The following is a 13,938-nucleotide window of genomic DNA, read 5'->3' as shown; positions in this document are numbered from 1 at the left end:
CGAATACGTCAATTGTCTGAATTCTTTTTCGGGATGGTGAAGGAGAACGTCGCGCCTTCGCCTTGCACGGAGTCGGCCCACACGCGGCCGTGATGGCGCTCGACGATGCGGCGCACGTTGGCCAGGCCGATGCCGGTGCCCTGGAAATCCTCCATGCGGTGCAGGCGCTGGAACACGCCGAACAGCTTGTGCACGTATTCCATGTTGAAGCCGGCACCGTTGTCGCTGACGTGGAATATCGTTTCCTCGGGCAGGTCTTCCGCGCTCACGCGGATGATGGCCGGGTCGCGCTGGCCGGTGAATTTCACGGCATTCGCCAGCAGGTTGACCATGGCCAGGTGCACGAAGGTCGGGTCGGCCCGGATCGTCGGCAGCGGGGCGATGTCCCATTCGATGTTGCGGCCGCGCGCCTCGCGCATGACCTGCTCGCGGCAGCTGGCGACCAGGTCGCCCATGTCCACGATGGCCGGGCGCAGCGCGGCGCGGCCCATCTGCGAGAACGCCAGCAGGTCGTCGACCAGCTTGCCGGCCAGGCGCGCCGCCTCCTTGATGTTCTTGAGGAAGCGCTGGCGCTGCACGGCGTCTTCGCTGTCGGCCGATTCGAGCAGGAGGTCGGCAAAGCCCACGATGTGGCGCAGCGGCGCGCGCAGGTCGTGCGACACGGAGTACGAGAATGCCTCGAGTTCCTTGTTGGCGCGGCCCAGTTCCTCGGCCAGCGCCGCCATCTGCTCGGCGCGCTCCAGGGCGATGCCGAGGAGGGCGGTGCGGAATTCCAGCGCCAGCTCCAGTTCGCCCGCATGCCACGGCACGCTGGCGCCGTGGATCGTTTCGCGCCAGGCGACGAAGCTGGTGCGCGGCGACAGCTGGGTCGGCGCGCCGGGAACGTCCTCGGCCTTGATGTTCAGGATGACCGCCTTGGCGTGCGGGTTGCCCGCCCATTCGATCGTGTGCACGTACTCGGGGCGGAACCACAGCAGGTAGTGCTTGTGGATGCGCGAGATCGGCATCGCCAGCAGGCCGCTGGCATTGCGCACCAGCTTCTCGCCGGGCGGATAGACGGCCGACAGCTGGTCCGTATGGAACACGTCGCCGTGGTCGTGCACGGTCAGCCACTCGACCAGGTCGCGGATGTCCTTGTCCTCGGGCGTGTCGCCGTAGGCCAGGATATGGTCGTCGACGACGACGGCCACGCCCGAGGCGCGCGCGAAGCGCAGCAGCTCCGGGAACACGCTCGACAGGTTGTCGATGAAATTGCTGCCTTGCGTGAGGCCGGCCAGCATCGACACCATGATGCGCCGCACCTCGAGGCGGAACTGCAGCTCGGCCGCGTCCTCGCGCGACTCGATGCACAGCGCCAGCACCTGCGCCAGCTGTTCGCACGCCGTGCGCTTTTCGAATTCGACCGCGTGCGCGCCTTCGTTGTGGCACGAGATCAGGCCCCACAGCTTGCCCTTGACGATCAGCGACATCGACATCGATGCCAGCGTGTTCATGTTGCGCATGTACTGCAGGTGTACCGGCGAAACGCTGCGCAGCGCCGCGAACGACAGGTCGTTGGCGCGGCCCGTGACGGGGTTCGCGGCCGGCACCAGCGGCGCCGGCGTGTAGTTGGCGTCCTGGATGAGGCGGATGCGCGACAGCGCGTACAGGTCGCGCGCCTGCGCCGGGATGTCGGAGGCCGGGAAATGCTGGTCCATGTAGGAGTGGTAGCCATCCTCCTTCGATTCGGCGATGACCTTGCCGTGGCCGTCGGTGTCGAACTGGTAGACCAGCACGCGTCCGAAGCCCGTCACCGAGCGCACGCGCCGGCAGGCCTGCTCGGCCAGCGATTCGATGCCGGCCGCGTCGTTCACCTTCAGCAGGAAGTCGCCCAGCAGCGGGTACAGGTGGCGGAAGTCGGCCGCCTGCGATCGCTCGACCGCTTCGAACTCGAGGATGATGAGACCGTCCCAGCGATGGCCGAGCACGTCGAAATGGCGGCCGTTGGCGGTCGTGACCACGCCCAGGTAAAAGGGACGCGGGCCCAGCGACGAGGCGATCTCGGACGCGAGCCGCGCCGCCGCTTCGTCGCCGACGACGGCGCCGAGCGGGCCGCCGAGCACGTCGTGCACGCCGATGCCGGTCCAGTCGCCCAGGTTGGCGCTGGCCTGCAACACCTCCAGCCCTTCGGACAGGGTCAGCAGGAATCCATGCGGCTGGATGCTGCCGGGCGTGCGGATCGGTTCCCTGTCGCAGGTGGACAGGTCGATGACGAGGGGAATGGAGTCCTGGCTCATTGGCATGAACGGTGCTTTTTCGGGGGGAGCAAGTTCGTCATTTTACATTGAAAAGCATGCCACCGAATGCATGGTGCGTCTGGAGACGATGGCAATATGTTGTTGCGACGTTGCACTGTCCGAATGGCAGGGTGCTCAGATCCGGTAAATCCGGATGCTTTTCGGTGCAATAAACGGGGGGCAATGCCCCTGGCATTGACGAAAATTGTTGTGCGGGAAAAAGCGGGCGCGAGCGTGTACTGCCGTGCACGCAGCCGGCACCCCGCCGGTGTATCATTAACAATGAATTTGGATCAATGTAACCGTAGCCCGCGGACACAAACGGCAGTGCCATGAACGACCTTTCGCAACAACCTTGGGCGAACGAGCGCCGCTATCAGTACCTGATTTCCGGCATCAGCGACTACGCCATCTACATGCTCGACCCGGACGGCCTTGTCTGCAGCTGGAATGCGGGCGCCCAGCGTTTCAAGGGCTACCTGGCGCCCGAGATCCTGGGCCAGCATTTCTCGCGCTTCTACACGCCCGAGGACCGCGCCGTCGACTTGCCGGCCAAGGCCCTGGGCCGCGCGCTCGAGGAGGGCAAGTACGAGGCCGAAGGCTGGCGCGTGCGCAAGGACGGTTCGCGCTTCTGGGCGCACGTCGTCATCGACCCGATCTACGACGAACACCACGTGCTGCAGGGCTTTGCCAAGGTGACGCGCGACGTCACCGAGCGCAAGCGCACCGAGGACGCGCTGCGCGAGAGCGAGCAGCGCTTCCGCCTGCTGGTGCAGGGCGTGACCGACTACGCCATCTACATGCTGTCGCCGCAAGGCACCGTCACCAACTGGAACCAGGGCGCCGAGCGCATCAAGGGCTATGCCCAGCACGAGATCGTCGGCCAGCACTTTTCGCGCTTCTATACGGACGTCGACCGCGAGGGAGGCCTGCCGCAGCGCGCCCTGAGCACCGCCGCCGAGACGGGCCGGTTCGAGGCCGAGGGCTGGCGCATGCGCAAGGACGGCTCCCGCTTCTGGGCCCACGTGGTGATCGATGCGATCCGCGGCGACGACGGCGAACTGCTCGGCTTTGCCAAGATCACGCGCGACCTCACGGAAAAGAAGAAGGCCGACGAGGCGCTGGCGGCGGCCGACGCGGCGCTGTACCAGGCCCAGAAGATGGAATCGATCGGCCAGCTGACGGGCGGCATCGCGCACGACTTCAACAACCTGCTGTCCGTGCTGTCGAGCGGCCTGGAAGTGCTGGCCCTGCGCGGCGACAGCGACGTGCGCACCGTCGAGAGCATGCGCCGCGCCGTCGACCGCGGCGCGCGCCTGACCCAGCAATTGCTGGCCTTCGCGCGGCGCCAGCCGCTGCAGGCCGAGACGCGCAACCTGAACCGCATCATCGGCAGCTTCGAACCGGTGCTGCGCCGTGCCGTCAATGCCAGCATCGATTTCACCATCGAACTCGACCGCAAGGCGGCCAGCGCCGTGATCGACAGCGCGCTGTTCGAGTCCGCCTTGCTGAACCTGGTCGTGAATGCGCGCGACGCCATGCCGCAGGGCGGGAAGCTGACCATCGCCACGAGCAACGTCACGCTCGGGCCCGGTGACGCCGGCGCGCTGGCGCCGGGGGACTACGTGCGCGTCTGCGTGGCCGATACCGGCAGCGGCATGGCACCGGACATCGCCGCGCGCGCCTTCGAGCCGTTCTTCACGACCAAGGAGGTCGGCAAGGGGACGGGACTGGGCCTGTCCCAGGTGTACGGCTTCATCCGCCAGTCGGGCGGCGACGTCGTCATCGACACCAGGGTGGGAGAGGGCACCACGATCTCGATCTACCTGCCCGCCGTGGCCAATGCGGTGGCCGACGCGGCGCACGAGGCGGCCGAGGACCATACGGAACGCGTGCTGATCGTCGAGGACGAGCCCGACCTGATGGACGTGGCCGCCTCGCTGTTCGCCAGCATGGGCTACGACGTCCTCACGGCCGCCAGCGGCCAGGAAGCGATCGACCTGATGGAGCGGCGCGACGTCGACATCCTGTTCACGGACGTCGTCATGCCGAACGGCATGAACGGCATCGAACTGGCCAGCTATACGCGCGAGCACTATCCCGGCACGAAGATCATGCTGGCCTCGGGCTATCCGCTGCCGGCGCTCAAGCAGCGCCACGGGAGAGAATTGAGCGAATTCGCGTTCGTCAACAAGCCGTATCGCCTGTCCGACCTGGCGCGCACGCTGCGCACGACCATGTAGGAAAGGCCGGCGATCGGTAGGGTGGACAGCTTCGCTGTCCACGCGTCCAGCCAGCGCGTGTGGAACGCGTGGACGGCAAAGCCGTCACCCTACAAGCCGAAAATGATGTCGCAGATGCGCTCGTAGATCGGGTCCGCCGACGGCGCCTGCGTCGGCCAGTTCAGGATGTCGAAATGGTCGTAGCCGCGGTAGGTGCCGAGGAAGTTCCAGGTGCCGCGCTGCGCCTTGCCGTCGTAGTCGCGCACCGGATGGCCGTCCGGCGCGCGCATGCTGATCGTGTTGACCACGCCGTCGCTGGGGAACCAGGCGCTGTCGATGCGCACGCGTCCCGGCGCCGACTGCGTGTACGAGCCCATGCCGCGCTGGGCCAGCGAGGGCACGATCCACTCGCCGGCGAACAGCTTGAAGTAGGGGATCATGTCCGTGCGGGGATACTGGAAGTTGGCGCTCTGGATGGGCGCGATCGCGCGGTCCGTGTGGTTGCAGCACCAGGCGCCGGCCTCGGTCGCCAGCGTGCCCACCGAAAAATAATAGACGGCGGGCGAGGTCTGCGCCCAGCGGTTGAATTCGCGCGCGCCGTCCGGCGCCAGTTCCCAGTTCGCCAGGCGGTTGTCCAGGATGTCGCGCAGGGGGCTGCGCAAGGAGCTACGGAACTGCGGCAGGATGTCCAGCACGGCGTCGCGCAGCGTGGTGCCGTTGTGCGGTGCCGAGATCGTGACGACACTGCGCACCCAGCCGACCCGTCCACCCTGGAACAGTTCCCCGCCACCTTCGTCGCCGTTGGGCGAGCCGTGTTCGAGCAGCTGGATCAGCGCGCGGATCGTCGTGCCGCCCTGGCTGTGGCCGATCAGGTGGATCGGGTGCTCGGCATCCCATTGCGGGTAGAGGGCGAGCGGGTATCCGTCCGGATTGTTGGCCGGATCGGCCGCCCAGCACTTGCCGGCCGGTTTCTGCACCTGGCCGGGATAGCCGTCGCGCGCCACGTGGGCGGCGCCGTAGTCGGTGCATCCGCCCTTGATCTGCGCGTACAGCTCGGCGGCGCGGTCCCAGTTGGAACTGATGGCGCCGACCCCGGCCGCATACACGGCATGCGGCCCGTGGTAGAGCTGCATATGCGCCGCGATGTTGTTGTAGCCGCCCCAGTACAGGAAGCCGCTGCCGGGATAGCTGTCCGGCCCGAAGCCGAGGAAGCCGTGCACCAGCACGACCGGATAATTGTTGGCGGCTTGCGCGCCGCCGTCCACACCGGGGACCAGCAGGGCAGCCAGCGCGATCAGTGCGCAGGCGCAAGCCTTTTGAATTGACAACATGTGGAATCTCCAGATGTCCGAAGAAACCATATTGTCCGTTTGGTATGCGGACTGGAGTTTGCGCTAACTCCGGTCGGTGGGCATGTCATGCCCATCCTGCGTGGGTTCGCCCTACGATGCAATCAATTGGTCGCGACCTGCGTCCCGCCCAGCGCCGCGCTGCCGCTGCCATCCGCGGCCGGCGCCGGGGCCGGCGTGTTCGATGCCGTCACGGCGGCCTTCTCGGCCAGGTCCGGATTCCACACGACGTGGTCGTCGACGGAATACAGGCGGCACGGCTTGTCGCTCTTGGCCGAGCAGGTCGCCAGCGCGCGCGCTTCCGGGTCTTCGCCTTCCTCGGCCCAGGTCCAGGCGCCGCTGGGAGAGACGGCGAAGGCGCGCGGGGTCATCTTGGTCAGGTATTCGCGGTAGGCGCGACGGCCGTTTTCGCTCAGGAAGGGCACGGCGTCGACGTCGTCCAGGCCGGCGAAATTGGTCGGCTGGGGCAGCGGCGGCAGCGGCACCTTGTGCAGCACCCTGGTCGGCATGCCGACGCTGTCCAGGAATTTCATGGTGTCGTCCAGCCATACCTTCTGGCCGTCGCGGCTGGCCAGCATGCCGTGCGAATCTCGCTTGAACGGCGCATATTCGACCAGCTTGGCGCGGCCGCCGGCCTGTTCGAAGGCGTCGTGCATGCGCGCCACCAGGTCCGGGCCGAACAGAGAATCGTTCTCGCCGTACATCCACAGGCTGGGGATCTTGTTCTGCGAGCCGTACTCGGCAAAGGCCGAGACGAGCGCCGAGCGCCAGCCGCAGCCGTTGCTGTCGTCGCGCAGGCCGCCGGCGAAGTTGATCAGGCCGCGCACGCCCTGCAGCGCCTCGGTGCCCAGCGCCATGGTCGCCAGGCCGCCGTAGGACTGGCCGGCGACGACGATGTGGTCGGCGTCGACCCACTTCTGTTCGCGGGCGTAGGCGAGGGTGTCCAGGATGTCCTCGGCCTGGGTGTAGCCGTTGGCCGTCATGTCGCAGCCGCGGTCGCGGTAGCGGCCGGTCGAGTTGGCGAAGCCCTGGCGCATCGGCACCATCACCGCATAGCCGCGTTCCACGAAGGCATGGGCCATGTGGTAGAAGCGGTCGCGCGGCTGCAGGTTGGGGCGGCCCGGGTCCTTGCCGTGATTGATGATGATCAGGGGGAAGGGTCCGGGGCCGTTCGGCTGGAACACGGTCGTTTCCAGGCGCGCCTGGTGGTCCTGGCCGGCCGGGACGAGGACGATGTGTTCGTTGATGCGGTAGTCGAGCTGCAGCTCTTGTTCGATGGCGACGCCCGGCAGCAAGGCCAGCGTGGCGATGAAGGCGGCGGTCAGTGTGCGAACAGAAAAACGTGCTTTGGACATGAGTGGCTCTGGAACGACATCCCCGGCAGGCGGCTACCGGGGAACTGATTGCTTAGCGGAATGAGTTGATTCTAAGCACTGTGATTTTCCAGAGCAATACCTCTTTAACCAATTCTCGAATTTAATATTTGCGTGTGGCCAGAATTGCCATAGCGTACGGATCGTCAGCCAAGCCAATGATTTGCTACTCTATGGTTTTCCAAGGGCATCTTCCCGCAAGCGAGCGATTGCCGATGAGTGCGAACCACGACGAACGTTTCATGCAGGAGCTGAACGGCGCCGCCAGGGCCTGGCGCGCCGCGCTCGAGCGCCAGCTCAAGGCCAACGGCTTGACCGCGGCCGGGTGGAGCGCCTTGTCCGCCGTGGCCGCGAGCACGGAGCCGCCGTCGCAGCGCGAGCTGGCCAGCCAGCTGGGCGTCGACGGCGCCACGCTGGTCGCCACGATCGACCGTCTCGCCGCGCGCGGCCTGGTGCAACGCACGGCGGCCAGCCGCGACCGCAGGATCAAGCTGATCGTCGCCACCGCCGCCGGCCAGGCGATGACGGCGCGGATGCAGCGGGAGGCGGGGACCTTGCGGCAGCGCACGCTGGAGCGCATCGACCGCGAGCGCCTGGCCGCCGCCGCCGACGTGCTGGAAGTGCTGCGCCAGGAACTGGAGGGCGCATGAGCGACGCGGTGAGTACGGACATGCACAAGTACCAGCAGCGCCAATGGGACCCTGACGAACGCCCGACGATGCCCGGGGGCCCGTCCTTTCCCAAGCATTCGAATCCGCGCCGCCTCGCCTTTTTCCTGCTCGGCACGCTGGTGACGCTGACCGGCGGCCTCGGCAATGCGCTGGTGACGGTCAACCTGGTCAATCTGCAGGGCTCGCTGGGCGCCTTTTCCGCCGAGACCAACTGGCTGCCGGCCGCCTACGTGATGACGAACGCCTCGATGAACCTGCTGCTGGTGAAATTCCGCCAGCAGTTCGGCCTGCGCGCGTTCACCGAATTCTTCCTGGTGCTGTATGCGCTGGTCACGTTCGCCCACCTGTTCGTCAACGACCTGGGTTCCGCCATCGCCGTGCGCGCGGCGCACGGCATGGTCGGCGCCGCCTTGTCCACGCTGGGCCTGTACTACACGCTGCAGGCGTTCAAGAAGGAGACGCGCCTGAAGGGCATCGTGATCTCCACCGGCGTCTCGCAGCTGCCGCAGCCGATCGCCTATATCTTCTCGACCAGCCTGCTGCAACTGGCCGAATGGCGGGGCCTGTACGTGTTCGAGCTGGGCCTGACCCTGGTGACGCTGGGCGGGGTGCTGTGGCTCAAGCTGCCGCCCGGCGACCGCTTCAAGGCATTCCGCCCGACCGACTTCGTCACGTTCGCGCTGTTCGCGCCGGGCATCGCACTGCTGAGCGCGGCGCTGACGTTCGGCAGGGTGCTGTGGTGGACCGAGCAGCCCTGGGTCGGGGTGGCGCTGGCCATCTCGATCGTGCTGATCCTGGCCGCCATCGCCGTCGAGCACAACCGCAAGAATCCGCTGCTGCAGACGCGCTGGATCTCGACCTGGAGCATCGCCCGGATGCTGCTGGCGATGATGCTGGTGCGCGTGGTGCTGTCCGAGCAGAGCGTGGGCGCGGTCGGCTTCATGCGCCTGGTCGGCTTGAACAACGACGAGCTGACCGCGCTGTTCACCGTGGTGCTGCTTGCCACCATCGCCGGCATCGTCGTCTCGGCCATCACGATCAATCCGGCCCACCTGCTGGGGCCGCAGGTCGTCGCGCTATTGATCATGGCGGTCGGCGCCTGGATCGATTCGCATGCGACCAATGTGACGCGGCCGGCGCAGATGTATGTCAGCCAGGGCATGATCGCGTTCGGCGGCACGCTGTTCCTGGGACCCTTGCTGGTGTCGCTGCTGGGCCAGGTGCTCGCCAATCCCGCCAACCTGATCAGTTTTTCCGTGCTGTTCGGCCTGACGCAGAACCTGGGCGCGCTGATCGGCTCCTCGCTGCTGGGCACGTTCCAGGTGGTGCGCGAAAAATTCCACTCCTCGGTGCTGGCTGACCAGCTCAGCGCGCTCGACCCGCTGGTCGCCGCCCGCATCGCCCAGGGCGGGGCCGCCTACGGCCGCGCGCTGACCGACCCGGCTTCGCGCACGCGCCAGGGCGTGTCCGTCCTGGCCCAGAGCGCCACGCGCGAAGCCAATATCCTCGCCTACAACGACGTGTTCCTGCTGATCGCGGGGATCGCGACGGTGATGGCCCTGCTGATCTTCGTGCGCGCAGTGCTGGGCGTATTGGCCGCGCGCCGCGCCGCGCAGTCCGGCGAGCCGCCGGCCGCGCCGCCGGCACCGCTGCCGCGCCCCACCGATTCCCCGGTCGCCACCCCGTCCGGCGACCGCCGCGCCGGGGAACGCGACAACCCCGAACCTGCGACTACCTGACGACCAACTGACCAGCACCATGGCCGACACCACGACTTCCCAGCAACGCTCCAACCGCAACGTCATCGTCAGCGGCATCCTGTTCGCGCTGATCGCCCTGATCGGCGTCCTGATCGTCCTGTATGCCTGGAACCTGCCGCCTTTCCACAGCGCCGTCCAGAGCACGGAAAACGCGACGGTACGGGGGCAGGTGACGATCATCAGCCCGCAGCTGTCCGGCTACATCGTCGAGGTCGACGTGCAGGATTACCAGAACGTGCGCCAGGGCCAGCTCTTGATGCGCATCGACGACCGCATCTACCAGCAGCGCCTGGAGCAGGCGCGCGCCCAGCTCGCGACCCAGCGCGCGGCGCTGGCCAACTTCACGCAGAGCCAGAAGACGGCGCGCGCCACCATCGCCCAGAACGAGGCGGCCGTCGCCAACGCCACGGCGCAGGCCCGGCGCGCCGCGGCCGACCTGCGCCGCGTGGAGGAACTGGCGGCCGACGGTTCGCTGTCCGCGCGCGAGCGCGACGCCGCCCGCGCCACCGGCGCCCAGACCGGCGCCGCCACCGAGCAGGCCCGGGCCGCGCTCGAGATCTCGCGCCAGAACCTGCGCAGCGTCGAGGTCAACCGCGCCTCGCTGGAAGCGGCCGTGGCGAATGCCGAGGCGGCCGTCAAGCTGGCCGAGATCGACTTGTCCAACACCCGCATCACCGCGCCGCGCGACGGCCAGCTGGGCCAGGTGACGGTGCGCCTGGGCGCCTTCGTGAACGCCGGCACCCAGCTGACGGCGCTGGTGCCGCGGACGATGTGGGTCGTCGCCAACATGAAGGAAACGCAGATGGCCGACGTACGCCTGGGCCAGCCTGTCACCTTCACCGTCGACGCGCTGAACCACGCCCGGCTGCGCGGCCGCGTGGAGGAAATCGCGCCCGCCACCGGTTCCGAATTTTCCGTCATCACGCCGGACAATGCGACCGGCAACTTCGTCAAGATCGCCCAGCGCATCCCGGTGCGCATCAGCATCGACCCGAACCAGGAGCTGGCGCGGCGGCTGCGGCCCGGCATGTCCGTGGTGACCAGCATCGACACCTCGGCGAAAGGGCCGGCCCGATGAGGCGCGGTGTCGCGGTCGGCGCGGCCGCCGTCCTCGCCACGGCGCTGCTGCTGGCCGGCTGCCGCATCGCCGTGCCGGACGCGCCGCGCTCGACGCTGGCCGTGCCGCAGGCCTGGCGCGCGCAGGCGCCGCTGGTGGGTCCCGCCGGCCCCGTCGAAGGGCAGTGGTGGCGCGCATTCAACGACCCGGCGCTCGATGCGCTGGTGACGCGCGCGCTGGCCAGCAATGCCGACTTGCGCACGGCCCAGTCGCGCCTGCAGGAATACCAGGCGCGCATCCGCGTCGCTGCGTCCGCCCAGCAGCCCAGCGTGACGGTCGGCATCACGCCGCAGCGCGCGCGTGCGATCGGCCCGTTCGGCACGCCCATCGAATCGACCTCGGTGCAGGGCAATGTGCAGGCAGCCTACGAGCTCGATCCGTTCGGGCGCCTGGGGAACACGACCCGCGCCGCCGAATTCGACTATGCGGCCCAGCAGGCGGCCGCGGATGCCACGGCGCTGTCGGTGGCGGCCAATACGGCGTCCGGCTACCTGAACCTGCGCGGCCTCGACGCCCAGCTCGCGCTGGCGCGCCAGACCCTCGCATCGCGCCAGCGCTCGCTGGACCTGGCGCGGCGCCAGTTCGAGGTCGGCTACAGCTCGCGGCTGGAGCTGGCGCAGGCGGAAGCGGAGTACCGCACCACGGCCGGCGTCGTGCCGCAGCTGGAGCGCTCGATCACCCAGCAGGAAAACGCGCTGGCGCTGCTGCTGGGCGCAAGCCCGGGGCCGATCGCGCGCGGCGCCGATCTCGGCGCCCTGAATGCCCCGGTGATCCAGCCGGGCCTGCCGTCCGAACTGCTGCGCCGGCGTCCCGACATCGCCCAGGCCGAAAACGCGATCGCCGCCGCCGATGCCAGCCTGGCCAGCGCGCGCGACCAGATGCTGCCGTCGCTGCGCCTGACCGCGTCCGCCGGCGGCTATGCGCACAACGTGCCGGACCTGCTGGGCTCCGGCACGGGGCTGTGGAGCATCGGCGCGAGCATCCTGGCGCCGGTCTTCGATGCCGGCCGCCTGCGCGCCCAGGCCGAGATATCGGCCTCGCTGCGCGACCGCGCCGTGTTCGCCTACGAAGCCGTGGTGCGCAATGCCTTCGCAGAAACGGAAAACGCGCTCACCGCCATCGAGCGCCTGCGCCAGCAGCTGGACGAGGCCGAAGGGCGCCGGGTCGCTACCGCCGAGGCGCTGCGCATCGCCCACAACCGTTACCGCAACGGCTATTCCTCCTACCTGGAAGAGCTGGATGCGCAGCGCAACTCCTTCAGCGCCGAGACCAATGTACTGCAGTTGCGCGCGACCTGGCTGCAGGCCCACGTCGACCTGTATCGCGCGCTGGGCGGCGGATGGGCGCCTGGGCCGCGCGTCCAACCATAAGAAAATATATTGGGCAATATATAAAAAGAATAGGGGCGAATAACCATTCGGAGAATTGCCGTGTAATTACGTCTTTTGGCGGAGCCGATTGATCGAACATTACAGAAATTTAATGCATACTTTAATGAAAACCGGATTTTTATAGGTAGAATTTCGCTATCTTTATCCGGTAATCGAGTATGTCCACGTCGTTGTCTTCCCCTCGCCAGTTCAATTACATCTTGCCGGTAGGCCTTGGATCGACGGGGCGCCAGATTTTGCGCATGTTGTCCGTCGAGCCCGGCATCAGCCAGGCCACCATGACGCGGCGCTCCGGTTATTCCCAATCGACGGTGACGCGCTTGATCCAGTTATTCCAGGTCGAGGGCATGCTGGTGGAAACGGGGCGTCACCACGATGGCCCGGGAAAGCCCAGCGTCAATCTCGCATTGAATCCCGATTATGCGTTTTCCTTCGGCATTGCCATGCTCGGGGATACGCTGTCGCTGCTGCTGATGGACTTCAGCGGCCGCCAGCGCGCCGTCCGCTATGCGCCCATGCCGGCGTCGCGGGCCGCGGTCGTGGACCTGTTGGTGCGTTTCCGCGACGACATCCTGCGGGAAGTGCCGCAGGCGCAGCGCATCGTCGGTGCCGGCGTCGGCATTCCCGGCTTCTTCGTCGACGGCGGCTTCCTGAATACGCCGAAGGCGCTCGGCGAGTGGGCGCTGGTCGACATCCGCCAGCTCCTCGGGGACGCGCTGCAGATGCCCGTCGAGGTCGAGAACGATGCCACGGCGGCAGCGGTGGGCGAGAGCCTGTTCGGGATGGGGCGGCGCTACCGCAACTTTGCCTACCTCTATCTCGGCAACAGTTTCGGCGGCGGCATCATCGCCGATGGGCGCCCGTTCCGCGGCCATCATGGCAATGCCGGCGAGTTCGGCGCGATCTCGACACTGTTGGGCGGCGACTACCCGAGCCTGGAGTCCTTGCGCCTGTCACTCGCCGCCCGCGGCCTGGCGTTCGACGACGCGCGAGCCATGTGCTCCAGCATCGACATCGGCACCCCCGGCGTCGAAGACTGGGTCGAGCACGCCGCCCAGCCGTTCTCGATGCTCGCCGCCGTGCTGGCCAGCCTGTTCGATCCCGAATTCATCGTGCTGGGCGGGCGCTTGCCCGTGTCAATTGCCGAAGCGCTCGTCGACCGGATGCGCATTCCGACGCCGGCGTCGCGCTGGGGGCGCTACCCGCCGCAGCCCAAGCTGGCGCTGGCACAGGTGCGCACACACCCGGTGGCCGTCGGGGCCGCAGCGCTGCCGATGCAGCGCCTGTTTTTCGCCTGAACCGGCGTGCCGTATTATCTCGACTTGGAGATGTAATCAAATGTCGGCGGAATATAATTCATTTGTACGAAATCGTCCCTGATTATTTTTAATTGACGACGAATGAAATGGCGATGATTTGTTCGGCATTTATATCTTCTTTCAATCGGAATTAGATTCTTCTTTGATGATAATGACATGTGTTGTTTCTGCGCATTTCGCTAATTCTGTTTTATTGACACTTTTCCTTTTGTTATGGTTTTATGAATGAATCAGTATCGTCTGATACTGATCAAAGCTGATCGAGCCTATTTACTTCCCAAGGAAGTCCGGTAAATACGCTAAAAGAAATCGTAAAACCATTGAGAGTAATCCACGAAGGAGAAGTTTTCATGACGTTCAAGTTAAAGTCGTTGCCGTGTGCAATCTCGTGCATCGTCGCGAGCGGCGCCCTGGTGGCCGCCGCAGCACCTGCAATGGCACAGACCACCGAAAGCGGCGG

Annotated in this window: 10 protein-coding genes; 6 read left to right on the top strand and 4 right to left on the bottom strand. The window is 66.7% G+C overall.

Annotation, left to right across the window (positions count from 1 at the left end; translation table 11 throughout):
• Nucleotides 1-8 precede the first annotated feature (8 nt).
• Nucleotides 9-2,282 carry an ATP-binding protein gene (locus QPK32_RS20585; RefSeq protein WP_290414670.1) on the bottom strand — a complete coding sequence of 758 codons (2,274 nt, stop codon included), beginning with the start codon at nt 2,280-2,282 and terminating at the stop codon, nt 9-11.
• Between the two features lie 326 nt (nt 2,283-2,608).
• Between QPK32_RS20585 and QPK32_RS20580 the strand changes: the two genes are divergently transcribed.
• On the top strand, nt 2,609-4,519 hold the full coding sequence (locus QPK32_RS20580; protein ID WP_290414669.1) for a PAS domain-containing sensor histidine kinase: 1,911 nt from the start codon (nt 2,609-2,611) through the stop codon (nt 4,517-4,519).
• Nucleotides 4,520-4,608: 89 nt separating this feature from the next.
• Here QPK32_RS20580 and QPK32_RS20575 read toward each other — a convergent pair whose 3' ends face one another.
• Nucleotides 4,609-5,829, bottom strand: coding sequence for a triacylglycerol lipase (locus QPK32_RS20575; RefSeq protein WP_290414668.1), 1,221 nt, complete (start codon nt 5,827-5,829; stop codon nt 4,609-4,611).
• 122 nt (nt 5,830-5,951) lie between these two features.
• Complete coding sequence (locus QPK32_RS20570; protein WP_290414667.1) at nt 5,952-7,202, bottom strand: dienelactone hydrolase family protein; 1,251 nt, start codon at nt 7,200-7,202, stop codon at nt 5,952-5,954.
• Between the two features lie 233 nt (nt 7,203-7,435).
• On the opposite strand from QPK32_RS20570, the gene QPK32_RS20565 reads away from it, so the two are divergent.
• The 5 genes from QPK32_RS20565 to QPK32_RS20545 all read left to right on the top strand — a co-directional run bounded on the left by QPK32_RS20565 (nt 7,436) and on the right by QPK32_RS20545 (nt 13,457).
• On the top strand, nt 7,436-7,870 hold the full coding sequence (locus tag QPK32_RS20565; protein WP_290414666.1) for a MarR family winged helix-turn-helix transcriptional regulator: 435 nt from the start codon (nt 7,436-7,438) through the stop codon (nt 7,868-7,870).
• The gene (locus QPK32_RS20560; RefSeq protein ID WP_290414665.1) at nt 7,867-9,630 is read left to right on the top strand and encodes an MFS transporter; all 1,764 of its coding nucleotides are present in this window, start codon (nt 7,867-7,869) and stop codon (nt 9,628-9,630) included. Before QPK32_RS20565 ends, QPK32_RS20560 begins: the two co-directional genes overlap by 4 nt.
• A 19-nt stretch (nt 9,631-9,649) precedes the next feature.
• Complete coding sequence (locus QPK32_RS20555) at nt 9,650-10,729, top strand: HlyD family secretion protein (protein ID WP_290414664.1); 1,080 nt, start codon at nt 9,650-9,652, stop codon at nt 10,727-10,729.
• Complete coding sequence (locus QPK32_RS20550; RefSeq protein WP_290414663.1) at nt 10,726-12,138, top strand: efflux transporter outer membrane subunit; 1,413 nt, start codon at nt 10,726-10,728, stop codon at nt 12,136-12,138. The genes QPK32_RS20555 and QPK32_RS20550 overlap by 4 nt, the downstream gene beginning before the upstream one ends.
• A gap of 179 nt (nt 12,139-12,317) precedes the next feature.
• Complete coding sequence (locus QPK32_RS20545; RefSeq protein WP_290414662.1) at nt 12,318-13,457, top strand: ROK family transcriptional regulator; 1,140 nt, start codon at nt 12,318-12,320, stop codon at nt 13,455-13,457.
• Between the two features lie 271 nt (nt 13,458-13,728).
• Here QPK32_RS20545 and QPK32_RS20540 read toward each other — a convergent pair.
• Nucleotides 13,729-13,938 (bottom strand): hypothetical protein (locus QPK32_RS20540; protein ID WP_290414661.1); only part of this gene is annotated, 210 nt, incomplete at its 5' end.

This window comes from Massilia sp. YIM B02763 (genome assembly GCF_030412015.1).
Classification (GTDB): domain Bacteria; phylum Pseudomonadota; class Gammaproteobacteria; order Burkholderiales; family Burkholderiaceae_D; genus Telluria.
The sequence above is the reverse complement of the archived record's forward strand: the minus strand, read 5'-3'. Positions and strand labels throughout refer to the sequence as shown.

Coding starts and splice junctions, on each gene's coding strand:
- QPK32_RS20565 (WP_290414666.1), top strand. CDS start 7,436: ATGAGTGCGAACCACGACGAACGTTTCATGCAGGAGCTGAACGGCGCC.
- QPK32_RS20570 (WP_290414667.1), bottom strand. CDS start 7,202: ATGTCCAAAGCACGTTTTTCTGTTCGCACACTGACCGCCGCCTTCATC.
- QPK32_RS20575 (WP_290414668.1), bottom strand. CDS start 5,829: ATGTTGTCAATTCAAAAGGCTTGCGCCTGCGCACTGATCGCGCTGGCT.
- QPK32_RS20560 (WP_290414665.1), top strand. CDS start 7,867: ATGAGCGACGCGGTGAGTACGGACATGCACAAGTACCAGCAGCGCCAA.
- QPK32_RS20545 (WP_290414662.1), top strand. CDS start 12,318: ATGTCCACGTCGTTGTCTTCCCCTCGCCAGTTCAATTACATCTTGCCG.
- QPK32_RS20555 (WP_290414664.1), top strand. CDS start 9,650: ATGGCCGACACCACGACTTCCCAGCAACGCTCCAACCGCAACGTCATC.
- QPK32_RS20550 (WP_290414663.1), top strand. CDS start 10,726: ATGAGGCGCGGTGTCGCGGTCGGCGCGGCCGCCGTCCTCGCCACGGCG.
- QPK32_RS20580 (WP_290414669.1), top strand. CDS start 2,609: ATGAACGACCTTTCGCAACAACCTTGGGCGAACGAGCGCCGCTATCAG.
- QPK32_RS20585 (WP_290414670.1), bottom strand. CDS start 2,282: ATGCCAATGAGCCAGGACTCCATTCCCCTCGTCATCGACCTGTCCACC.